The organism is Flammeovirga sp. OC4 (assembly GCF_000812565.1).
Classification (GTDB): Bacteria; Bacteroidota; Bacteroidia; order Cytophagales; family Flammeovirgaceae; genus Flammeovirga.
Genome location: NZ_JTAM01000067.1, coordinates 1 through 24,106 on the forward strand (window position 1 = coordinate 1; position 24,106 = coordinate 24,106).

Below are 24,106 nucleotides of genomic sequence, written 5' to 3' on the forward strand. Positions count from 1 at the left end.
ATTTTTTCAATTATGAGACAGCCTCTTTAATTTTTTTCAAAAAGTCTATCGTTACGGTAAAAAGTCAGAAGCAAAAATACCTTTTATTATAATTGTCATTCGAAAATAAAATTGTAACTTCATTTTTATTTCTAAATCAACCAATTGAATTAAACTTTCAAATGAAAAACTATTGTATTGTAACACTACTATTCTCTCTTTTTGTATCAAAAGTGATGGCACAAGAAAGCTATTCTGACCTAACGAATGAAGCCATTCATATCATTAATGTAGAAGAGGAAACGAAATATCAGAAAGCATATCAAATGATAGAAGATGCATTTGAAACCTTTCCAGATAGTATTGATGGAACAGGTCTTTATTATGCTTCGAATCTAAATGCGATGATGAAAAATTATGATAAAGCATTTGAGTACTTGATACCATTGGCAGCAATGGAAAAAGATGAAGAAGGCTACCCTGGGTGGAGTTATGTATTGGATGAGTATGCACAGGAGGATTATAAAAACCTGATGAGTGATCCGCGTTGGAAAACATTGAAACAGCAAGCTCAAAAAGACAGTCTTGTTTTTTTTCAAAACTTGAAACAAAGTGAGGATGAATTTTTTAAGACTTCAGGTGAAACATTATCTCCAAAAAATAAAGGGCTCTACAAGGCAATTCAAACCTACAATCCATACATAACAAAAAAGCAAAGTGATTATTCAATCACCTTAAATATTAATGATTCTACATCAACTTCATACCATGTTCACTTACCTGATAACTATGACCCAATGCAAAAATATTCAATGTTGTTTTTTCTGCATGGTGCCGTAGGATATGGCACATTGGATAAGTATCAGATACCGGAAGTGAACTTAAGTGGTTGGAATAGATACTACAAAAAGTATGGAGATGTAAATAATGTGGTTTTGATTTTTACAAGTGCCAACAAACAGTACAATTGGATGACATCAGACGATGGCTTTTTTATGATACCAGAGATTGTGAAGTCCGTAAAAAAAGCCATCAATATAGATGACAATAAGATCTTTATTACGGGGCATTCGAATGGGGCTACGGGTTCTTTTTCATATCTTATGAAAGCACCTACAGATTTTGCAGGTTGCTATGGTTTCAATACTTATCCAAAAGTTTTTACAGGAGGTACCTTTGTTGAAAACATGACGAACCGATCTTTTATTAATTTCTCAACGAATCAAGATTATTATTATCCGCCCAATGCCAATGATCAAATGGATAGTGTAATGCTTTCATTGAATATGGATTATAAAGACTACAGGTACGAGGGCTTTCCCCATTGGTTTCCAAAGTTTGATGAATCAGAACCGGCTTATCAACTACTTTTTGAAGATTTAAATAAGAGAACTAGAAATCCATTCCCGACTTCAATATCCTGGGAATTTGACGACAATAATTACGCGAATATTGATTGGTTATCAGCAATGAAATTAGATACTTTACAAGTCCAAGAAAGCTGGCAGAAAGAAATCAATTTCACGATAGATCAATGGCAACAATATAACAAAGAGGATAGCTTAATTACAATTGATGTTCATAAAGAAGCATTTAGCTTTCCTAGGAAATCAGGCAAGGTGATTGCAAAATATGAAAACAATACTTTTGAAATCAAAACCTCATGTATATCATCTTTGGCTATTAATATTTCTCCAGAAATGGTGGACCTTCATAAAAAGGTGAAGGTATTCATTAATCAAAAGTTATATTTTAATGGAAAAGTGAAATATGATAAAGAGTTTATGTATACAAGTTTTGAACAAAATAGAGATAGGAGTCAGGTCTGGGTCAATCAAATAAAATTAGAACTGTAATTTAACTATTTGTAAATTAGAATGTTGAGGGTTGATTTTTGCTATTCTTCCTTTATAGGATTAGCTTTCAACCTTCCTTCTTCTTTATTTTAGTCTTAACATAAAACGTAGCAAAAAAGTCATGGCTTAGAAGTCAAAAGCTAAATTCCATTTCCCTTCAAGGCTGGGGTAAAACTACTAAACTAAAGAGAGCAGTAATTCCACTGGCACAAATGTTAAGCGATAGAGCCATTTATGCCTATAAATCATCAAGGATCAAATACCATTAATATTCAAAATTAAGCTTCCAACACCTCAAAAAAGACATAAAAAAACAACCTCAAAGTAAAACAATGAGGTTGAACCAAAAATGAAATGAATTATTTTCTAATCTATTTTTATTTTATCTACCGCTGTAAAACACGTCACACTTCTAACTTTATATTCTTTGTATTCTAATTTTTTGTTCCAGTGAGTTGGAGTAACCATCAATGCGGCTCCCAACGCTGAAGAGTTTTCTAATGATAATGTGCTGACTTCTATTTCATCAAAGAAAGTAGCTATGGTTTTGCAGAAAATATTATTATAGATAAATCCTCCGCTGATAAATATCTTTTCATATCTGACACTATCGTCCATCACTTCTTGTATTTGCTCTATTTCTTTAAGGGTCAATTCCAACATGATTTGATGATAGAGTGCATCAACGGAATGACCTTCAGGAATAGAAATATCAATAGCTTCAGAAGTGTAAGCCATCAGATTATGAATGTACCTTTTCCCTTCATTCACGTTTTCCCAAGCTTGCATTAAGAGCGCTTCGTCAAATGTTACGAACTGATAAAAATCTTTTTCAAGATGAAATAAATCTTGAAGGTACTTACAATAGACATCATGTACTCTGCCTAGCATGTAACGAGAAGATAAGATCTTCTTTCCGTTGGTATTGATATTTAGTAAACAGTCTTTTTTCAACTGTTCCGTAGTGAGTTGCCCTTCAAAAGAAGGGTTCATATTGATGGCCCAAGTTCCTGTTGAAATTAGGATATAAGGAGCACCATCACTTATTGTATTGTAAGGTTGTACCGAAGCTGTACTGTCATGTATTCCAATCCCAACTTTGATGTCGTGATTTGTGATTTTTTCCTCAATATTTACCGTGTAATCATTAGGTTGAATAGGAGGGAAGTTTAACCCTTCATCCTCGACCCATTTATGGTAGTTATCTTTATCAAAGTCCCATAAAGCAGTGTGACAACCAATCGATGTAATATCAGTAGCCAATTGCTTGGTGAATTTATAATGAAGGTACTGAGGAAAATGCAGTGAAGTACTGATGTCATTCCAATGTGAGGTTCTATTGTATTTTAACCAATACAGTTGAAGCCCAGAATTTAGGAATTGTAGTACGGGAGAGGCAGTTTTGGCAGCGAATACTTCTTCGCCACCATAACTGTGATATAAATTTTGGTAGAACTCTGCAGAAGTTGATTTCAAATAATTATAAAATGTACCCACTCTATTTCCTTGGCTATCTAAGTGCACAAGACTTGCCCCATAGCAGGAGAAATTAAGAGCCACAATTTTATATTCATAGGATTGCAACTTTTCAGCAAAAGAAGAAACCATCCAAAGTACCAATAAATCAAGATCTTCGGTAGGAGAACCATCTTCATCCTCGATCTCATCTAAGTGAATGGACTTTTGATCAATTACCTTAAAGTTTTGGTCATAAATCAACAGTTTCTTATTTGTTTTGCCTATATCAAATACGGCAATTGCTTCTTTCAACATCTTTCTACTTCTTAAAAATTAAACCAAAACTTCTCCTCTTTGTAATAAATGAGCTTGCTCGTAATCATGCACCAACCCGATCACCTCACTATCTAATGCTGTTTCTTTTTGCAAACAGTAGTAATCCCAAACTGCACCCCAAGGTAATGTCTTCAACTGTTCCAATAAGAACATTCTTTCAAAGTTCTCTCCTTTTTCTTCATGTGCTTTGATTAATTCTGTAGGCTCAAGTAAAGCAAATAAGAATGCTTTTCTAGACGCTCTACATCCAGTAACGTAAGCACCTATACGGTTAATGGAAGCATCGAAGAAGTCAAGTCCCACATGAGTTTTGTCTAAAGCTCCAGAACGAATTACTTCTTGAGCAATTAGTAACGACTCATCATTTACTGTTACTACGTGATCTGAGTCCCAACGTACTCCTCTTGTCATATGTAACAATACCTCGTCTACATATTGAATCACTGAAGAAATCTTGTCACCGACTTGTTCAGTAGGGTGGAAGTGCCCATTATCCAAGCAGATCAGTTTGTTGTTTTTGATGGCATAACCTAAGTAAAAATCATAAGAACCTACAACCATCGACTCACTACCAATACCGAAAAGTTTACTTTCTACGGCATCTTTCATGAAGTTTGTGTCGTATTCGACTTCAAAAATTTCGTCTAAAGCGGCCTTTAAAAGCGTTCTATGACCAAGTCGATCCACGCAAGTGTCTTTTGAGCCATCAGGAATCCAAGTATTGTGAATACAAGGTGTACCTAACTGTTTTCCGATCTCATTTGAGATCTCACGACAACGTTTTACGTGTTCAATCCAGAAATTTCTGATTTTAGGATCTTTACTAGAGAGTGTAAAACCATCTTCAGCGTAAGGATGTGAAAAGCAAGAAGCATTAAAGTCAATACCTACATTGTTTTTCTTTGCCCAATCGATCCAACCCTGAAAATGTTTTACTTCGATCTGATCTCTGTCAACCACTTCGCCATTAAACTCTCCATAAATTGCATGCAAGTTTAGTTTATGCTTTCCAGGAAGAAGTGATAAAACTTTTTCCAAGTCTGCTCTCATTTCCTCAATGCTGTTGGCTTTACCAGGATAGTTCCCTGTCACCTGAATGCCACCACCCATTTCAGAAGATTTTGTTTCAAAACCTCCCACATCATCCGCTTGCCAGCAGTGAAGTGAGATGGAAATATTATTTAAAGTATCAAGTACCTTATCTGTGTCAACACCGTATTTGGCGTACGCAGCTTTTGCTAATTGATATGTCTCAATTATTGTTTGATTGCTCATCGCTTAAGTAATTAGTATGATACAAAGTAAATAAATGTAGGATTGACATTAAATACACGATTTGGGATATTATTTACACAAAATGATATTTGATTATATTGAATATTAGGTTTAATTTAGTGTTATGAATGATTTTAATAACTATTTGATACCTTCTGAAGAAGATGTAAACTGGGGCTTACATATTAATGTAGTAGGAAAAGCAGTAGTGCCACCTCATCAGGCTTATCCTGATCCAAACCATCCAACAGGTTATTTTTTTAGATGGGAAAAAGGTAGAGTTTTACAGGAGTATCAGTTGCTATATATCGTAGAAGGTTCAGGGGTTTTAGAAACTGAAAATACAAAGAGTACGATTCAAAAAGGGAACTTAATTTTCTTAAGACCCGGCGAATGGCATCGTTATAAACCTCAGGTTTCTTCTGGTTGGACAGAGTATTACATAGGGTTTAATGGAGAATGGATGAACAATGTCGTGAAGCAACTCACTTTTGCTGAAACACAGAAGATAGAGCTAGAAAGTTCAGCACAAGTAACGTCTTTGTTTTACCAGTTATTTGAGGTGGTACAAAAACAGGATATGGGATATCAGAAAATAGGTGCGGGCATAATCTTACAATTAATTGGAGTGATTATTCAACTTACCAAGAAAAGAAATGACTTAGGAAGAGGGGAGAAAATAGTGGAGTTGGCCAAGATGAAAATGCAAGAGGCGTTGTATGAAGAAATTGACTTTAAAGAATTTTGTGAGGAATACAATGTTTCTTATTCTTATTTTAGAAAGGCATTTAAAGAATATACAGGTTTGGCTCCTTTGCAATATCATTTAAATTTAAAAATTATCAGAGCAAAAGAATTGCTAATAGGTCATGAGAAAAAAGTGAAAGAAGTGGCTTATGAACTTGGGTTTAATTCCGTCTACTATTTTTCAAGACTTTTTAAACAAAAGGTAGGAGTTTCAGCAAAGGCCTTTCAGAAGGGGTAATTGATAATGAGTTATTAAAAACTTCCGAAGTAAAAAGCCCACAAGCGAACTCGTGGGCCTTTAATACTCTATTCTATCTATTAGTACACTTTACACTGCTGCAATCTTTAAGTTATTACCCTTTGGACCGAATTAGTATCATTCGTGTCCTGTAAATCATCAGAAATCAAGCGATTTCGAACTGTGATAAAGGTAAAACATCTTGTCACTATGGCATCTTGTCTGCTTCAATCTCTTTTGCGTATTGAGAAGGAAGGACACCGAATTCTTTCTTAAAGCAATTTCTGAAATACTTAAGGTCATTGAAACCTACTTCATAAGTAACGCCACTGACACTAAATCGACCTAGTTTTAGCATTTGAGCCGCACGTTTCAGCCTTATATTTCGAATAAATCCTTTTGCAGTTTGACCTGTTAAAGCTTTCAGTTTTTGATTTAATCGGAGTGGTGTAGCACCATATTCCAAGGCTAGTTTTTCAACTGTAAATTCAGAATCTGAAATATTCTCCTCTACAATTTCAACCAATCGGTTCAAGAACTTCTCATCAATGGTCGTAAACGTAATTTCACTTGGTTGAATGTCTACATCCACTCTGAAGCGTTTTTGCTGATTGCGTCGGTTTTCAATAATTGTGAAGATTCTAGCCAGTAAAACGTCAGAGTTAAATGGTTTGGTAACATAAGCATCCACCCCATATTCGTACCCTTTCAGCTTACTTTCTTCTGATTTCTTAGCCGTTAGTAAGATAATCGGAAGGTGACAAATCTGATTGTCTTCACGTACTTTTTTGGTCAGTTCATAACCGTCCATCACCGGCATCATGATATCTGAAAGAATGAGGTTAGGCATTACTTCTTTAGCAAGTTCTAAGCCCTTGGCACCATTCTCAGCCAAGAATACATCATACGTATCTTTCAAAAGATCTTTTAATAATTCTCTGATCGAAAGGTTATCATCAATCACCACAATTTTAGCCTTTGTTGAAGTTTCTAAATACTCCTCATCTTCAATCAGAGATTTTGTTTCTTCTTTTGGCGTCTCTTCAATAAACTCTCCATCATAAGCATCGTCATTGATTGGGAAAGACAGGAAGAAAGTAGTGCCTTTATTTTGTTCACTTTCTAAAGTGATTTCACCATGGTGAAGGTCCACCAAACTTTTCGTGAAGGCCAAACCGATACCAGTACCTCTATGGCGTGCTCTTTTTAAGTTATCCACTTGATAGAAACGTTCAAAAAGATGTTGTTGTCTTTCTTTTGGAATTCCAATACCAGTATCCTGAAGTGTGATCAAAATACGATCATTCTCTTGCTTGATACTTAAATTGATTTCGCCATCAGTAGTGAATTTGAATGCATTGGAAAGCAGGTTATACAGTATTTTTTCTACTTTATCCGTGTCAATCAAGCCATGAATATTATCATCAGTTTTTTGGAACGTATAATTGATATTTGTTTGTTCAGAAAACTCCTTGAAGGAAAAATAGATTTGTTCAATGAAAGTATTCCAATTTCCTCTCGTTAAGTTGAGTTTCATTTTCCCCTGCTCCACTTTTCTGAAGTCCAATAATTGATTCACCAAACGCATTAAGTGTTGGATATTTTTATGAATCAACTGATAAGATTTTTCTCTATCATATTCTGATAACTCTCTACCTTTCTTGATGAGTTGTTCTATTGGCGTATTGATCAAAGTTAATGGTGTACGTAACTCGTGAGAGATATTAGTGAAGAATTGCATTTTCAACTGACTCAAATCTTCTAATTTCTCGTTCTCGAATTTCACCATTTCCAACTGAGATTTTCTTCTTGCTGTAATGATAGTAAAGCGAGAGAAGAAGTACACAAGTCCTACGAAAATCACGAAGTACATTAATTTTGCCCACCAAGTCATCCACCAAGGAGGGAGGATTGTGATTTTAAGGTCAATCGGATCAGATTTCCAAATATTATCACCATTTGAAGCTTTTACTAATAGCGTGTATTCACCTGGATATAAATTCGTATACTTTGCTTCTCTTTGCATCGCATCTGCAGTCACCCAGTTTTTATCTAAACCTACTAATTTATATTTGTAGCTGTTTTTGTTTGGAGAAGCATAATGCAGATAGGCAAACTTCACTGAGAAGCTATTTTGGTTTGCATCAATTGTGATTGATTTAGTGTAGCGAATTGATTTATTCAGAATGTCATTATCCTCATCTGCAGGACTGATGACATTGTTTAAAATCTTCAACTCTGTAAATACTAAATCTGCATTAGTGATATCATCAACGATTTCATGAGGGTTGAAAACATTAATACCGTTTACACCACCAAATACTAATTCACCATTTTTACGTTTGCAGGCAGTGAGTTCTCCAAACTCATCATCTTGTAATCCATCACTTGCATCAAAGTTTTTGATCGTTCTATTTTTGATGGAAATTTTACTAATACCTTTATTACTTGATACCCAAACATTGCCGTAGTTATCTTCAAGAATAGCTTTAATGGCATTATTCGGAAGACCATCATTGACAGTGATACGGTCAAACTTGATTGAATTGATATCATAATCAGCCGTAACGACATTAAGGCCGCCGCCCATTGTACCAATCCAGATTTCGCCATTGCTTGTCTCATACATAGGAAGAACATAATTATAGCTCAATGAAGTGTTATCATCATCATCACTGATAAATAACTTGAAATCTGGTCTATCTTTCAGTTTCTCTTCTTTTGGAATAATAATCAAACCTTGATTGCTACCTACCCATAAGTTGCCTTTACTATCTACTAAAAGGCTTCTGATCACTTCAAATGGATCTTTGTACTCTTCTGTTTGTTGGATATCAATTTTTTTCCATAGAATGGAATTGTTCTTTTGTAAAATTCCTCTCGTCAATCCTCCGCCATACGAGGCTAACCAAATCGTAGAATCACCATCTGTTTCAATAGAGAAAACAGAATTTTTCAGATTAGCAGGGTGAAAGAAAGAACTTTTCCATAATTGCTTTTCCAATAAGTGTGCTTTTTCAATGGGGATGGCAAGAGAACGAAGAGGGTAGCCCACACCAAAAATCAATTGTCCATTCCATTCTTCAATATCGTAGATCATGTTTTGACCTCTGATGCCTGTAGCAACATTCATTTTTTTAAATTCAGTAGAATTGGGCTCTAAGTAGTTCAATCCACCACCTTCAGTGCCTACCCAAAGTCTACCGTATGAGTCTTCAAAAACAGATCTTACTTTATTATACGATAAGCTTTTTTGATCTCTCTCTTTTTTGATGTGTTGGAATTTCTTTCTTTTAGGGTTGTATTTTTTAATTCCTCCACCATTGGTACCAATCCAAACGATGCCCGTTTTGTCTTCGTAGATCATATGAATGATATTGGTATTGAGGTATTCATCTTTATCATAATGCTCCAAGACTACAAGTTTGTCCTTTTGTGGACCAAGTTTCATTCTAAATAGTCCTGCTTTCGTTCCAGCCCATACATTATTTTGATTATCGCATAACACATAATCACTACGCAGGTCAGATAATTTTTTAAATTTGAAATCTTCAGGTTTATCACCTTCTTTGGTCACTTCATAAATACCATTGTAATAAGCAATGATCAGTGCATTATCACTTTCAGTGATACCTAAAATTCCATTGTTTTTACTTGCGGTATTAGGGTAGCTTTTAAAAGTACCATAATCCTTATTGCCTGTTGGCGGTATAAATTTCTGTAACCCTTTTAAAGTTCCAATCCATAGGTTGCCATCTGCATCAATATAGATGTCACGTACATGATCTTGTAAAAGACTTTCTTTATTATGTGGATTAGCTTGGTATTTATTGACCTCAATTTGGTCTTTATTCAGATATTTCTTTTTGACACAATTCAAACCCTTTGAATTTCCAAACCATAGGTTGCCTTCAGCATCAAGGACCATTCGTGAAGCATTATTTTTGGTAAATAACTTAGGCGTTTCTTTTGAATTCATGAATGCCGTGAATTCTTCTGTCTCAAGGTTGAATCTACAAATACCAGCATCTGCTGTTCCTAACCATAAGTTACCAAATTGATCTTCTACAATACGATTGATAATGTTTGTAGGGATATTGTGCGTGTTTTTTCTATAATCTTTGAACTCGTAACCATCAAAGCTACTGAAACCATCGTTAGTACCAATCCACAATAATCCTTGACTGTCTTGATAGAGACAGTTGATGTCATTTTGTGACAAGCCATGACGAGTGGTATAATGATTAAAAATTAAATCTTTAGTATTGGCGTAACAGGTTGTACTCAGTAAGAGTATAGCGAGTAGTATATGGTGTAGTAATAATTTCATCCTATAATTCAATTTCATTAAAAAAGTATCTCCACCATTAGAGACGTGTCGTTTCGTGAGTACAATTAGGGGACTTTCTTAGTTTTTCCCCCTAGAGGGTGTGTCAAATAAGCTACTTAAACTGTTTTTTGCAAAAATACCCCACCTTATTTGTTGTATAAACCACCTTTTTTTCAAAATAAAAAACACCCCACTTTTTAAAAAATCAATTTTTAGAAAGGGGGTGTTTTGAATTTGTTGGAACAAATATCAGTTTATTGATACTTTTAGTCCTACTTTTTATAAGCTTTCGTCCAATTTTAATTTGTAATCATGTGCACCTTCAGCAAAGTTACTTTTGTAAACATCTGTACCAGTACCCCACTTTTTCCAGTTTACTTCCACTCGGTTATCCCCAATTACGACATTGACTAATTTCTCTTTCATTTGCTGAGCAATTTTCTGGTATTTTTTAGAGAATGCCAGATTGTTCAATTCGTTAGGGTCTTTTTGTAAATCATAAAGACAAGGATCCAAATCTTTGTAACTAGCAGTAGTGGCCCATTCCATATCTTTACCTCTTACTTTATTTGGTCTTGATTGAATAGAAAACATAAAACGCTCTGTTCTGATGAATGCTCTTGGCCCCGTCACTGCATGACTTTCTCCAATGATATAGTCTCTTTTTGGTGCTTCTTCAGCTACAACCTTTGCCATATCTAAACCATCTAAGTAAGCAAAGTCATCACTTTGAATATCTGCACCGCCAGCTGCTAGAATAGTTGGAGCGATGTCTACAAACTCAGTGAAATCTCTTACGACTTTCCCTTTAGGGAATTTTTTCTTATCCGAAGAAACCACAATAATTGGGTTGTGTACGTCTACGTCCCAAGGAGAGAACTTAGAAACAGAACCGTGTTCATTTAATTTCCAACCGTGGTCACCACATACATAAACGATCAACCATTCTTGGTTTTTACTTTCGCTGTATTTGATAAAAGCATCTACTGTTTCACCGATTAAACGGTCGCCATAAGCACAGAATGCATAATAATCCTGTACCATTTTTTGTTTTTCCTCATCCGTAAAATGATCTGAATACCCTCTTTTAACCTGATTCTTAAGTTGTTTAGGCATTTTATTCATTTCATTCGCATCTAATTCAGGAACATTGTACGTGTATTTTTGGAAACGTTTTCTGTAATCAGCAGGAGGAAGGACAGGAGTGTGTGGGAAATCAAAACCTACATGACAGAAAAGAGGTTTAGAGTCGTCAATACCTTTGTATGTTTTACTACCAATTTTAAAGGTAGAAGCATCATTTTCTAGATAATCCACTAATGCTTGTGCATATACACCATCACGTGTTTTACCGGCAGGTTGTGAACTTACCCCAGATAAAATCCCACCTGAGTAAGGTGTTTGCGGCCCTTTTTTGTCATTATAATGTCTGAGTAGGTCGTATTTATCATAGGCTTTTTGAGCAGAACCCTTGTATTTAGGCTTCATTTGCTCCAAATCTTTGGAGATATAAATGACCTCACCATTTTCTTGAACAACGTATTCAAGGTTTTTAATAGGTTTCTCTAATTTTTCACCTTCCACTTGAGAAGCCCAGTCTTTACCCCAGTCTGTCAAACGATCCTTATGAAGGGATTTAAAATCAATATCAGTTTCATAGATCTTATGGCCTTTTGTTTTGCCATTTTTCTGTAACTCTTTGATTCTAACCCCTAGTTTACCAATATGCAATGTTTGATAACCCAAAGCCTGCATTTGTTCTGGTAGTGTAGGCTTGAAGTGAGGTAGACTATTATTATAGTATTCAAACTCATAAACACCAGAACGGAACGGGTACCTACCTAAGTGCATCGAAGTTCTTGAAGGAGCACATCCTGCAGCCTGACAGTAGGTATTAATAAAGGTAGTTCCCATTGAAGCCAAACGGTCTACATTAGGAGATTCAACATAGCCCAGTTTACTGTTTTTCTTTCCTGTCAGCATTTTATTAAATGCTCGGATAGAGTCATGTCTTTGATCATCAGTAAGAAGCCATAGGACATTAGGCTTACTTTGTGCCATTAAGTAGTTATTTAGACACATCAAGAAGATCAAACAAGAGTAAAAAGTTGTCTTTCTCATTTCATTCTTAAGATTTAGAAAAAAAAGTTTAAAGTACATTTCAAAAAATTAGGAAGTAGTCACCATCTAAGATAAGCTTATTGTAAATTCCTGATGAAGTAATTATACCTTATTATATAGTATATGGATTTCAACATCTCATTTACAACATGCTCTAGTACACTTATTAAGATGTACATAGTTATTCAATAATGGTTGGCCCATTCGTTGAAATGCTTAAAATTTGTAGTTGTAATTTTACAGAAGGCAAGTTAGACTACTAAAGTCAGATCCTCAGCCAAAAATAAGGCCTAAGTAGTGGGGGATTTTATAATATGAAAACATAAATGTTAGATAATCTTAAAAAAATCATTCAATAATAAATGTTTTTTTTACAAATAATGTAGTATTTTTGGTAAAGCATCAGGGGGCTTCTTTTTTTCAATTTACCATTTTTTAATTATACAATCTATCCCCCTATATTTTAAACGTAAAATTATCACTTTTATATGAAAAACATTACTATCTGCCCAAATTTGAAGAGTATTATTGTTCGTAATCTGTTGTATAGGTATTTTTTCAAAAAGGGGATATTTTAAAATGATCCTTCCCTCCTAGCTCTACTTTTCTTCAAAACCGTGTTTATTTATCCCCCTATTTATGCACAATTTGTTTTAAAGAATTTTAAATGTCCAAGCTAATTTTGAAATATGAAATGAATGTTCAACTTATTACACAAAAGCGAAACTATGTGGAAATGTGTTAAACTGTCGTATAGTCTCCATAAGGTATTAATATTATTTCTTATGGTTGGTGCTATGCTTTCAGTAGAGGCCTATGGTCAAAAAAAGAAAAATGTTATTACAGGTAAAGTAGTCGATGAAAACGGTTATCCATTGCCTGGAGTAAATGTCGTGATTGAGGGAACAACGCAAGGTAGCGTAACTAACTTTGAGGGTATTTATAAATTGATAGTCCCTAACAAGCAAACAGTTTTAAAATTCTCTTCGATTGGTTACAGAGACCAAATGACAAAAGTAGGTGATCGTATTGTGATCAACATCGGGATGGAATTGGATGTGAAAGCATTGGATGAAATTGTGGTGATTGGTTATGGCGAGCAGAAGAAGAAAGAAGTAACCGGTGCCGTTGGTAGAATGGACGGTGAGGAGTTACTTAAAAATGCTACTTCTGATATGGCCAGCGCATTACAAGGTCAAATTGCAGGTGTAAACGTGCAAGCTTCTTCAGGTCAGCCTGGTGCGGCGGCCAACATTATGATCCGTGGTCTGAGTTCAGTAACGGGTTCAAGTACTCCTTTATACGTAGTGGATGGTGTTCCGTTTGACGGCGATCCGGGATTATCTCCAAATGAAATTGCAACAGTTGACGTATTAAAGGATGCCGCTTCAGCAGCAGTTTATGGTACAAGAGGTGCAGCAGGTGTTATCTTGATTACTACTAAACAAGGTGACGAGGGTCAGATGAAAATCAACTTCGATGGTTACTATGGTATCCAAAAAATTACATCTGGTGTTCACACAATGAATTTTGAAGAGTACATGTATGCTGAGAACATCAGAATCAGAAACTTGAATGATGTAAACAACAAAGAGAATTTCTGGACTCCAATCCAAGAAAATGCAGCAGCGTTTACTCGTGATACTGAAATGACGAGTGTAATCATGCAAGATAACGCTCCAGTTCAAAACTACAGTTTAACTGCTTCAGGTGGTCAAAAAGGTTTTAGATATAGCCTTACTGGTAACTACTTCTCTCAAGATGGTTCAGTGATCAACTCAGGTTTTGAGCGTATGAGTCTTCGTTCAAACTCAGTATATAAGAAAAAGAAATTTACTTTTTCAACAAACTTTGCTTTAAAAAGAGAAAAGAGAGCTTATACTCCTCTCACATTATTAACAGATGCCTATAGACATAAACCTTACCAACAAGCGGTTGATCCAAATTCAACGATTACATTAATCGACGATGAAAACACGAACAATGTTCAAAACTTGGCTTTCATCCAAACAAAATTACACCGTGACGATCAAAGTATTTTAAATCAAGCAAATTACAACTTCAAGTTGGATTATGCTGTGATGAAAGGCTTGAAGCTATCCACTCGTTTTGGTGGTACTGTCACTGAAGATACACGTACTTTGATAGAACCAATTATTGAATCTTACAATAATCAAGGTGAATTGGTATCTATTAATGGTTACAGATCTGGTGTAAGACAAACTAGTGGTAGTAGAAATAACTGGTCTTGGGAAAGTATGGTGAATTACACTAAGAAATTCGAAGGTCATGAATTCAGAGTGTTGGGTGTATTCTCTTTAGAAAACTATAATTACAATTCATTCTTTGGATCAAGAAGAGATTTAATCAGTAATGATATCACTGTAATTAATGGTGCTACTTCAGATAACTTAGCAGGTAACCAAACGGGTTACTTACAAAATAAAACAACACACCTGATAGGTATGTTGGGTAGATTGCAATACAACTACAAGGGTCGTTATCTATTCAGTGCCAGTGTAAGACGAGATGGTTCATCTAAATTTGCTGAAGGAAAACGTTGGGGTCTTTTCCCATCAGTTTCAGTAGGTTGGAACGTAGCAGAAGAAAACTTCTGGAAGAACAGCATAGGCGAAACGGTCAATACATTTAAGTTTAGAGGTAGCCATGGTACTACAGGTAACCAAAACTTCTTAGATTACAGTAATGTAGCAAGTATTGATCTTTATAAGGATGCTGTATTTGGTACAGGTGGATCTGAAAATTTAAGTTCTGGTGCTGCTCAAGGGAGCTATGCTAATGCTAATGTGCAATGGGAAACTACAATTCAAACTAACCTTGGTGTAGATTTAGGTTTCTTCAATAATAAGTTGACTTTATCAGCTGATGTTTATAACACTGATAAAGAAGATATGTTATTCCCAGTTCTTATTCCTTCTTCAACAGGTGGTGGTATGACACCTCAAGTAGTATTGAACGTTGGTAATATGAACAACAGAGGTATGGAATTCTCTGCGAACTATAAGCATGTTGGTAAGAAAGATTTCAGCTGGAACGTTGGAGCAACATTCTCTAAAAATGAGAATAAGATTACTAAAATGGCAGGTACTAACAAGGAATCTTACATGAAAGGTAGTGAAGCAGTTACAATTGGTGGTAATGCACAAGATAAACTATCTGTGTTGAAAGAAGGATATGAAGCTGGTGCTTTCTTCTTGATCGAATCAGATGGAATCTTAAGAACTCAACAAGAAGTAGACGAGTACAATGAGATCTTCAATGTAGGTGCAAGAGTTGGTGACTTAAGATTAGTTGACCAACCTACTGTAGATACAACAGGTGATGGTATCCCTGATTCGGGTGATGGTATCATTGATGATCAAGATAGAGTTTATATGGGTAGTGGTATGCCTGACTACGAAGTAGGTCTTAACTTAGGTGGATCTTACAAAGGATTTGATTTAACAGTACAATTCTATGCTGCTATTGGTGGTGAAGTGATTAATGGTAATAAGGCGTATGCTTACCAACAAGGTGTTCATAGAGATATGGTTTATCAGTGGACTGAAGCCAACTTTGATTCTGAAATTCCTGCCAATAGAGGTGGTGGTCACGAAAACTATAGAGGTCGTAATGATATCTATATCGAAGACGGTTCATTCATTCGTTTACGTAACGTAACATTGGGTTACCAATTACCAAACACGGTAACGAAGAAAATGGGAATCAGTAAATTAAGATTCTACGCAACAGCAATCAACCCATTGACATTTACAAATTACTCAGGTTTTGATCCTGAGGTTGGAAACAATGGATTAAGTACAAGAGGTATTGATAAGGGTACTTACCCTGTAACAGCATCATACCGTTTTGGTTTACAGTTTGGCTTCTAATCAGTATTAAAACAATGAAAAAGAAATTATATAAAGTTATATTAGGTACCTTATTGGCCTCATCAATGTGGTCATGCCAGAGTTTCTTGGAAGAGAAAAACCCTAATGCCCTTAACTCAGATGATTTTGGTAGTACACCTGAGCAGTTAAATTCAAGTTTAACAGCAGTATACAGTACTTTCAAAGAAAAATCTTTATTGAATATCGTCAATGAGGTAAGACGTGATGACATTTGTTTTGTGGGTACTCAAAGTTTCCCATTGGTAGGCGATCAGCTTTACCATAAAACTTATAACTCTGCAACGGCTACAATTGCCGATAAGTGGTCACGTATTTATAAAGGAATTTTCAGAGCAAACCAAACTATAGCAAACTACTATAAGGTTTACCCTGAAGAGTTTGAGTTGGATGAGAAAGGAGAGGAGATTCCAATTACAGAAGATAATCTTCACCGTGTAGTATTAGGTCAAGCTCGTTTCTTTAGAGGTTTATTCCATTTTTATGCTTACAATACTTTCAATAATGGTAGAGTTGTAAAGTTTGATTTTGTACCGACAGCTGAACAAGACTTCTATCAAGCTCCACAAGAGCCTGCAGCAATGAGAGAGTTCATTCGCGAGGATCTTGAATTTGCTATGAAAAACTTACCTATTTCTTGGGCAGAAAGTCAAGCAGGTAGAGTGACAGCAGGTGCAGCTTCTGCAGTATTAGGAAAGACTTACCTTTACGAAGGTGACTATGAAAATGCAGCTTTATATTTCAAAGATGTAATTGATAATTATGGTTATACTCTGACTACAAATTATATTGAGAATTTCAGAGAGGAATCAGAATTTAATACTGAGTCAATTTTAGAAGTTAATTATTCTAGTAATTTCAATACTGAGTTTAATATCAACGACGACGCTTCAACATCAAATGATATTGTAAGAGGTTTTGTAACAAGAACTTTTGGAGGTTGGGGTACATTACAACCTTCTTTCTGGTTAGCTTTGCTTTACAAAAATGAACCTATAGATCCTACGGATCCTAGAAACTATTATGTAGATGAAGATGGGCAAACAAAAGTGAGACCTTATTCTCTTAGAGCTTCGAATTCTGTTGTGATGATTGATGATATTGTTCCTTATTATCAAAGCTTACCTTACGAGTATGGAAATAAATTGTTTAACCAAAAGCAAGCTTACTTCAGAAAGTACTCAAGATGGGAAACTCGTACAACTGAACTAGGAGATGACAACGTAGCTCGTTCAGGAATGAACGTTACAGTAATTCGTTTGGCAGATATTTATTTAATGTATGCAGAGGCACTAATCAAAGGTGGTACTGATGAAGCAGGAGTAAATGAGGCATTAAGATATATCAATAAAGTACGTTACCGTTCTGCTTTAGAGTTAATTGGTCCTTCTTCAGTGAGTGATTACTCTGGATCGCAACATAATGAGCAAACGTATTCAGCACAAGAATTAATGGAACACTTAATGTACATTGAGCGTCCATTGGAATTAGCAGTAGAAGGACATGCTATTCGTTGGTTAGACCTTAGAAGATGGGGTGTTATTGGTGATCGTTTCAAAGATCTTGCACAGCGTAAATACCATGTAGATAAGTACGTGACACCAGATAATAAGAACATTTGGGCATCGGTACTTTATGAAGGGGAAGATCCAGCAGGAAGAACACACTTGAACAGAGTTGAGTTTGAAACTTCGGCTCAAAATTATGTACCACAATTACATGATTACTTCCCAATTCCAAGTGTAGAAAGTGCTGCCAATCCTTACTTTAACTAATAGCAGTAAGTACACAGACATGACAATAAAATAGAATTGTCTGTGTACTTATTCACTATCAAATTTTGAAATAAATGAAAACATTACAATATATATTGAGTGCACTTACTTTATTATTATGCTTAAATGCATGTAATAATAAAGATTATGATGTGCCAAATGAGTTCTCGGACGCCATGTGGTATACGAGTAAGTCAAATACAAACTTCAACTTCGCAGATACAATGAGAGTAGGTCTGAATAGCTTTATTGCTTTTTCAGATTTATCAAGAGGTACAGTAGATCATAGCTGGACAATTCCTACAAGTGCAAAATTCTTGGAGGGTGAAATTGAAAATACAGTGAAAGATTACACACCTTATATTGTGAATGATGGAGAGACTTATTCTGAAGAAAAATCGATCAGTGTTCTTTTCACAGAAGCTTCAGGTAAAAATGAAGCAGGTGAAGATTCTGCTTTTGTTGTAAATCTTTACAATACCTTTAGAGATTCAGTATCTTTTGCTGGTCTTGATACAATGGAGTCTGTATTTGAAAATGGACTTTGGACAATGAACACTGATTTCTATGTGAAAGTATATGATACAATTACAGTAGAAATTGAAATCTATAAAGAAAATGGAGAGAAGTTAGAGAACATTATGGACTCTACAGTAACTCATGATATTGAATTTGGTGAGAAGATTAGATTTGTTGATGTAACTACTAAAGGTGAGCCAGATGCTCGTTTATGGAAAATTGGCGGTGTAGAATTTAAGGATCAGGAAGTGTTATATACTACAAATGCTATGGGAAGACTAAGTGTAAGTATTACTTCGAAAAGAGAAGATCAAAACTTACCAAACGAATCAAAATTCTTAAACTTACCTTCTAAAATCAACATTGTAAAATCTACAAAACCATTTGAATTATCAGGTGAGGTAGTAGAAATGGAAGATCAAACCATCAAAGTGGCTTACAATGGTCTTTTTGAAACATTTACTAGTGCTGTAGGTATGGATGCATTTACTGTAAAAGTAAATGGTTCGGATGCTGCAATTTCTTCAGTATTGAGAAACGAAGATAATAATGCTCAAATTGACATCAAATTAGCAGAAACTATTTATAGCAATGATGTGGTAACTGTCACTTATACTGGTGGTTTAGAAGCTACAGATGGTAGAGTTAGTGGTGGTTTCACGGATGAGGTTGTAAAAATGCACCAAGTAATTCTTCATGCTCCACACGTACCTACAATGGAAGGTGATATGTATACTCCAGAAGGAACGACTGAAAGTAATGCAAATGCAACTTACGAATTAAGAGACGCTCCTGATGGTTCGGGTGAAAAAGTATTCTACATGGTGAAAACTTCTGGCCCTCTTCAAATGAACGGTAAAGGTAGCCGATTCGAAATGAAGAAAGGTAAGAAATATAAAATTAGCTTTAACCTATGGTCTGAAGTAAATGCTAAAGGATTTAAGATCGCTTTATTTGATCACCAATGGTGGACGGGTGTAAGTATCTTTAATACTAACCAATTTGAAGGTAGACAATTAAATCAGTGGGAACACTATGAGTTTGTTTATGATAAAACTTCAGATGATCAATTAGCATCTTATTTCATTATTCAATTAGGTAATAATGGTCCATACCATTTGAAAGACCTAAGTATTGAAGAATATGACGACAGACCTGTTGTAGAATAGGTAAATCAAATCTATTTTTCATCAAAAAATGGACAATTGACTCTAGGGTCGGTTGTCCATTTTTTTATACATCCTTTTTTAAAGAATTATTTCCAAAAAGAGTACTTATCTTTAAAAACAGCCTAGAATCCTGTAAAATGATATAATAACTCAATGAATTGAAAGAATTGAGATAACATATTTGTGACCTGATATCTAGCTTTGTGACATAGATTAATGAAAAGAAATGAAATACATGTCTTACTACTTATAAGGCATTCATAAACGAAATTAGATCATCTATTATTTTTTCATATAAATATTCAATAGATGAAAAATAGGAAAATATGGAAAGTACTGTAGCCGAAAATATTGATTTAAAAACATCAGCAGATGAAGGGAAAAATGATAAAGTAATTGATAAGAAATATCTATTGCCTTTTGCTTTAATATCATCATTATTTGCTTTGTGGGGATTTGCCAATGATATCACGAATCCTATGGTGTCCGCCTTCCAAACGGTGATGGAAATTTCTACCTTCAAAGCATCATTAGTTCAGTTTGCCTTTTATAGTGGCTATTTTACAATGGCACTTCCAGCAGCCATTTTGATCAAAAAATATTCTTATAAATCGGTGATTTTAGTAGGGTTAGGACTGTATGCTACAGGATGTTTGTTATTTATCCCTGCAGCACAATATCAGATCTTTGGCTTCTTTTTAATATCGCTTTACATCATCACATTTGGCTTAGCGTTTTTAGAAACAACAGCAAACCCTCTTATATTATCATTAGGTTCACCAGCAACAGCAACAAGAAGACTAAACTTTGCTCAATCATTCAATCCAATAGGATCAATTACAGGAATGTTTGTAGCGCAGCAGTTCATTCTATCAAACCTTGATTCAGCAGAGAAAGCGGCAGACGGATCGCTGATTTATACAACATTGTCAGCAGTTGAAAAAGAAGGAATCCGCTTACACGATCTAATGGTAATTAGAGACCCATACGCTCTTTTAGGTGTAGTAGTAATTGCAATGTTTATTGTCATTGCTCTTACAAAAATTCCTCAAGAGAAACAGGCTGGGAAAGAATTTAGTGTTATGGATACCATCAAGAGACTAGCAAATAACATCGATTATAGAGAAGGTGTGATTGCTCAGATCTTTTATGTAGGTGCTCAGATTATGTGTTGGACATTCATTATCCAATATGCAGAAAATATTGGCTACACTAAGGCTGAGGCACAAAGCTTAAATATTATTGCAATGTTCATTTTCTTAGGATGCCGTTTTGTAGCTACATTCCTGATGAAATACATCAACTCTGCTTTATTACTTGCCCTATTTGCAATAGGAGGGATATCAACAATTAGCATTACGATTTTTGTTGGAGGTAATACAGGTTTATATGCATTAGTAGCCACATCCGCGTTTATGTCATTAATGTTCCCAACAATTTATGGGATAGCATTAGACAAAGTAGGAGAAGACAGTGAGTTTGGTGCAGCGGGGTTAGTAATGGCTATTGTAGGTGGAGCATTGATGCCACCTTTACAAGGGAAAATGATTGATCAAGATGTTATTTTTGGAATTGATGGAGTTAATTTCTCCTTTATATTGCCACTTATATGTTTTGTGATCATTGCAATATTTGGATTTAGAAGATACGACAAAGGATAAAAATTCACTTAATTATCAGACTACTTATAATATTTAAAGGTTAAACAAAGGCTCTCTTTTGAGGGTCTTTTTTTTGTGTTTTTATTAAATTAAGTAATTGGTATACAGGTTATTAAATATTAAAATTTGATTGATATTATTCACTTTTTTAGTTGATATATGTCTGCTTTTGTTAATATTTAAACTGTCATATTTATCATGTGAAAGAAAGGTCAATTACCTTCTTTAATCTTTAATTTATTTGTGTGATTTTTTATTAAAATATTTGATAAGTTATGTTGGAAAGCAGGCGTATTTATTTACCCCCATTAAGTTTAGTTGGCCCAGATTCTTTAAAAGAATTAGTGGAAGAATTAAAAGGACTTCCTTATAAAAAAGCATTATTAGTGACTGATAAAGCACTAAATGAATTAGGAATGGCAAAAACAATTGCTGATATGATTGTGGAAGCAGGGTTAGAATATGTTATTTATGATAACGTGCAGCCCAATCCTACTACTGAGAATGTACATACTGGTTTGAAAAAATTACAAGATGAACAATGTGATGTAATTATTTCATTAGGTGGAGGATCTCCTCAGGATGCAGCAAAAGCAATTGGTATTTTAGCAACTAATGGCGGTAATATAGCAGATTATGAAGGGGTACATATTTCAAAATTACCCTCAACACCTATTGTGGCCATTAATACTACAGCAGGTACTGCAAGTGAGGTTACTATTAACTACGTTATCACTGATGAAAAAAGAAATGTGAAAATGGTAATGGTAGATAAAAATTGCCTAGTTTCCATTGCCGTCAACGATCCGAAGTTAATGATCGGAATGCCTAAATCTTTAACTGCAGCCACTGGTTTAGATGCATTAACTCATGCAATCGAAGCTTATATTACAGTTGGTGCATTCCACTGGTCAGATGATTTAGCACTTTATGCGATCAAGTTAGTATCACAATCATTGGTGAAAGCAGTAGAAAATGGAGAAGACCTAGAAGCAAGAAGTCAAATGGCTTGGGCTCAGTTTATTGCAGGTCAATCTTTCTCCAATGCAGGACTTGGTTTTGTGCATTCGATGGCACATCAATTAGGTGGTCAATATGACATTCCTCATGGTGTTGCAAATGCAGTGCTTTTACCTCATGTAATGCGTTATAATGCGAAAGTGTGTGCGGCTAAATTGAAAAATGTAGCAGAAGCAATGGGAGTTGATGTTACAGGAATGACGAATGAACAAGGGGCAGAAGCAGCGATTGACGCGATTATAAAAATGGCTGAAAGAGTAAATATTCCATCAGGAATTGGTGCTTTAGGTGCTAAAGAAGAGGATATTGAGTTAATGGCTGAAAATGCATTAAAAGACATTTGTGCTCCTGGTAATCCAAGAGAAGTAACTTTTGAGGATGCAGTAGAGTTGTTTAAAGTAGCCATGTAATTTTAACTAACAAAATCTTTCAGGGCCAATGGAAGTATTACTAGATGAATTGAGTAGAAAAACCATTGGCACAAATGTTAAGCTTTAGCGTCATTCTTATCCTGTAAATCATCAGAAATCTTCTGATTTCTAACTATCATAATAGTCGATGAAAATTTAGTTTAGATGTAAAAATGAGGTTTCATGTGTTCCTCAATCATTACTTTAATCTAAAAATCATTTTTTTTCATGAAAAGAGTTTTAAAAAATAACACATTTAGAAATGACATTTTCTAGATGTGATTACATGTCAAAAAGTGTTATTTAATTCAATTGATTTTATTCATCCTTTGGAGAAAATCTTTTATAGTTTTATTCTTATCTTTCGTACAACAAAAGGCTCCTCATTGGGAGCCTTTTGTTTTTTTCAGTCCATTAAGTTTTTGTGATCTACAAAGTAGTATTACTTTCAATTAAACAATTTCCAAAAGCAGTTCCAAGTAACTCTTGTCCTTGTGTATTGTAGTGCACGTTATCTTCTCGTTTAGGGAAATCTTTCCAATCAGCTTGCATTGAAGTAGGGATCATGTAAATATTATCTTCACTATTGGATACATTGGCCATCTGTTGTCGCAATATTGCTGTACCTTTTGGAAACTTTGTTCGAGGTGGACAGTTGATTTGACCAAATACAAAAGGTAAGTTTTTGACATCAAAAGTTTGTCTGTAGCTCTGAATGAGTAATTGGAGGTTTTGACCATATTCAGTGGCTGTTACTTCTAACCTAGAATCTTTTTCTCCCTGCATCCAACACATTCCCACAAATTTGATCGTTTTATTTTGGGTCTTGAGTTGCTCTATGACCGTTTTGATAGCTTGAGTATGTTTAGCATACAGCTTCATTTTTTGTCTCTTGGCATCTCTTTCTCCAATTAATGCTCTTTCTTGTGTCCATTGAGGATGCCATGCCCCATAAAGTGATGTTCCTCCCTGAGCTTCTTTGATAAGGATAAATTTCCGATTGGGGTAATGCTCATGAAGACGTATTCCAATGAATAGTTCAGGTCCAAAATTAACCTGACGTTTGCCTGAAGCAGTATAAGACAAAGGAGCTAACGTTGTAGATCCACTTGCGATGGAGACGTATTTAGAAGCTTCATTCGCTCTTTCTTTATTATGAGAACTAAGCTCTTGGAATTGCCCTCTTCCTGCCATATTGGATTGTCCTCCGAGTAATACAACATAAACTTCTTTGTCTTGGGAAAAACTCAAAATTGGTAGAAGTACTAGCAGTTGTAATAGTAGTATTTTTTTCATTTTTA

General features: G+C 35.0%; 12 protein-coding genes. 7 read left to right on the forward strand and 5 right to left on the reverse strand.

The window, feature by feature from the left end:
- Positions 1–161: 161 nt before the first annotated feature.
- Positions 162–1,835: an alpha/beta hydrolase-fold protein gene (locus PL77_RS23870; RefSeq protein WP_044211110.1), complete on the forward strand. Its 1,674-nt coding sequence runs from the start codon at positions 162–164 to the stop codon at positions 1,833–1,835.
- A gap of 366 nt (positions 1,836–2,201) precedes the next feature.
- Here PL77_RS23870 and PL77_RS23875 read toward each other — a convergent pair whose 3' ends face one another.
- Together PL77_RS23875 and PL77_RS23880 are read right to left on the reverse strand one after the other, a co-directional pair.
- Entirely contained in the window at positions 2,202–3,608 is a 1,407-nt protein-coding gene (locus tag PL77_RS23875) for an FGGY-family carbohydrate kinase (protein WP_052444683.1), read from the reverse strand.
- Positions 3,609–3,626: 18 nt separating this feature from the next.
- Positions 3,627–4,904 carry an L-rhamnose isomerase gene (locus PL77_RS23880; RefSeq protein ID WP_044211055.1) on the reverse strand — a complete coding sequence of 426 codons (1,278 nt, stop codon included), beginning with the start codon at positions 4,902–4,904 and terminating at the stop codon, positions 3,627–3,629.
- A gap of 124 nt (positions 4,905–5,028) precedes the next feature.
- On the opposite strand from PL77_RS23880, the gene PL77_RS23885 reads away from it, so the two are divergent.
- Entirely contained in the window at positions 5,029–5,889 is an 861-nt protein-coding gene (locus tag PL77_RS23885) for an AraC family transcriptional regulator (protein ID WP_044211057.1), read from the forward strand.
- Positions 5,890–6,097: 208 nt separating this feature from the next.
- Here the strand turns inward: PL77_RS23885 and PL77_RS23890 are convergent, their stop codons facing one another.
- Positions 6,098–10,219, reverse strand: a complete 4,122-nt coding sequence (locus PL77_RS23890; protein WP_172665939.1) for a two-component regulator propeller domain-containing protein — start codon at positions 10,217–10,219, stop codon at positions 6,098–6,100.
- A gap of 279 nt (positions 10,220–10,498) precedes the next feature.
- Entirely contained in the window at positions 10,499–12,340 is a 1,842-nt protein-coding gene (locus tag PL77_RS23895) for a sulfatase-like hydrolase/transferase (protein ID WP_044211114.1), read from the reverse strand.
- Between the two features lie 797 nt (positions 12,341–13,137).
- On the opposite strand from PL77_RS23895, the gene PL77_RS23900 reads away from it, so the two are divergent.
- The 5 genes from PL77_RS23900 to PL77_RS23920 all read left to right on the forward strand — a co-directional run bounded on the left by PL77_RS23900 (position 13,138) and on the right by PL77_RS23920 (position 22,805).
- Entirely contained in the window at positions 13,138–16,233 is a 3,096-nt protein-coding gene (locus PL77_RS23900) for a TonB-dependent receptor (RefSeq protein ID WP_044211116.1), read from the forward strand.
- 14 nt (positions 16,234–16,247) lie between these two features.
- Complete coding sequence (locus PL77_RS23905) at positions 16,248–18,026, forward strand: RagB/SusD family nutrient uptake outer membrane protein (RefSeq protein ID WP_044211061.1); 1,779 nt, start codon at positions 16,248–16,250, stop codon at positions 18,024–18,026.
- A 74-nt stretch (positions 18,027–18,100) separates the two neighbouring features.
- Positions 18,101–19,714 (forward strand): SwmB domain-containing protein, encoded by a 1,614-nt coding sequence (locus PL77_RS23910; protein WP_044211063.1) that lies wholly within the window; start codon positions 18,101–18,103, stop codon positions 19,712–19,714.
- A gap of 326 nt (positions 19,715–20,040) precedes the next feature.
- A complete protein-coding gene (fucP, locus tag PL77_RS23915) occupies positions 20,041–21,375 on the forward strand; it encodes an L-fucose:H+ symporter permease (RefSeq protein WP_044211065.1) in 1,335 nt (444 codons plus the stop codon).
- A gap of 275 nt (positions 21,376–21,650) precedes the next feature.
- Positions 21,651–22,805 carry an iron-containing alcohol dehydrogenase gene (locus PL77_RS23920; protein ID WP_044211066.1) on the forward strand — a complete coding sequence of 385 codons (1,155 nt, stop codon included), beginning with the start codon at positions 21,651–21,653 and terminating at the stop codon, positions 22,803–22,805.
- A 429-nt stretch (positions 22,806–23,234) separates the two neighbouring features.
- Here PL77_RS23920 and PL77_RS23925 read toward each other — a convergent pair whose 3' ends face one another.
- The gene (locus PL77_RS23925) at positions 23,235–24,101 is read right to left on the reverse strand and encodes a sialate O-acetylesterase (RefSeq protein ID WP_172665940.1); all 867 of its coding nucleotides are present in this window, start codon (positions 24,099–24,101) and stop codon (positions 23,235–23,237) included.
- Positions 24,102–24,106 lie beyond the last annotated feature (5 nt).

Excerpts from the sequence above, each read along its gene's own strand:
- PL77_RS23905 (WP_044211061.1), top strand. The coding sequence starts at position 16,248 with ATGAAAAAGAAATTATATAAAGTTATATTAGGTACCTTATTGGCCTCA.
- PL77_RS23925 (WP_172665940.1), bottom strand. The coding sequence starts at position 24,101 with ATGAAAAAAATACTACTATTACAACTGCTAGTACTTCTACCAATTTTG.
- PL77_RS23920 (WP_044211066.1), top strand. The coding sequence starts at position 21,651 with ATGTTGGAAAGCAGGCGTATTTATTTACCCCCATTAAGTTTAGTTGGC.
- PL77_RS23895 (WP_044211114.1), bottom strand. The coding sequence starts at position 12,340 with ATGAGAAAGACAACTTTTTACTCTTGTTTGATCTTCTTGATGTGTCTA.
- PL77_RS23875 (WP_052444683.1), bottom strand. The coding sequence starts at position 3,608 with ATGTTGAAAGAAGCAATTGCCGTATTTGATATAGGCAAAACAAATAAG.
- PL77_RS23890 (WP_172665939.1), bottom strand. The coding sequence starts at position 10,219 with ATGAAATTATTACTACACCATATACTACTCGCTATACTCTTACTGAGT.
- PL77_RS23870 (WP_044211110.1), top strand. The coding sequence starts at position 162 with ATGAAAAACTATTGTATTGTAACACTACTATTCTCTCTTTTTGTATCA.
- PL77_RS23910 (WP_044211063.1), top strand. The coding sequence starts at position 18,101 with ATGAAAACATTACAATATATATTGAGTGCACTTACTTTATTATTATGC.
- PL77_RS23900 (WP_044211116.1), top strand. The coding sequence starts at position 13,138 with ATGCTTTCAGTAGAGGCCTATGGTCAAAAAAAGAAAAATGTTATTACA.
- fucP (WP_044211065.1), top strand. The coding sequence starts at position 20,041 with ATGGAAAGTACTGTAGCCGAAAATATTGATTTAAAAACATCAGCAGAT.
- PL77_RS23880 (WP_044211055.1), bottom strand. The coding sequence starts at position 4,904 with ATGAGCAATCAAACAATAATTGAGACATATCAATTAGCAAAAGCTGCG.
- PL77_RS23885 (WP_044211057.1), top strand. The coding sequence starts at position 5,029 with ATGAATGATTTTAATAACTATTTGATACCTTCTGAAGAAGATGTAAAC.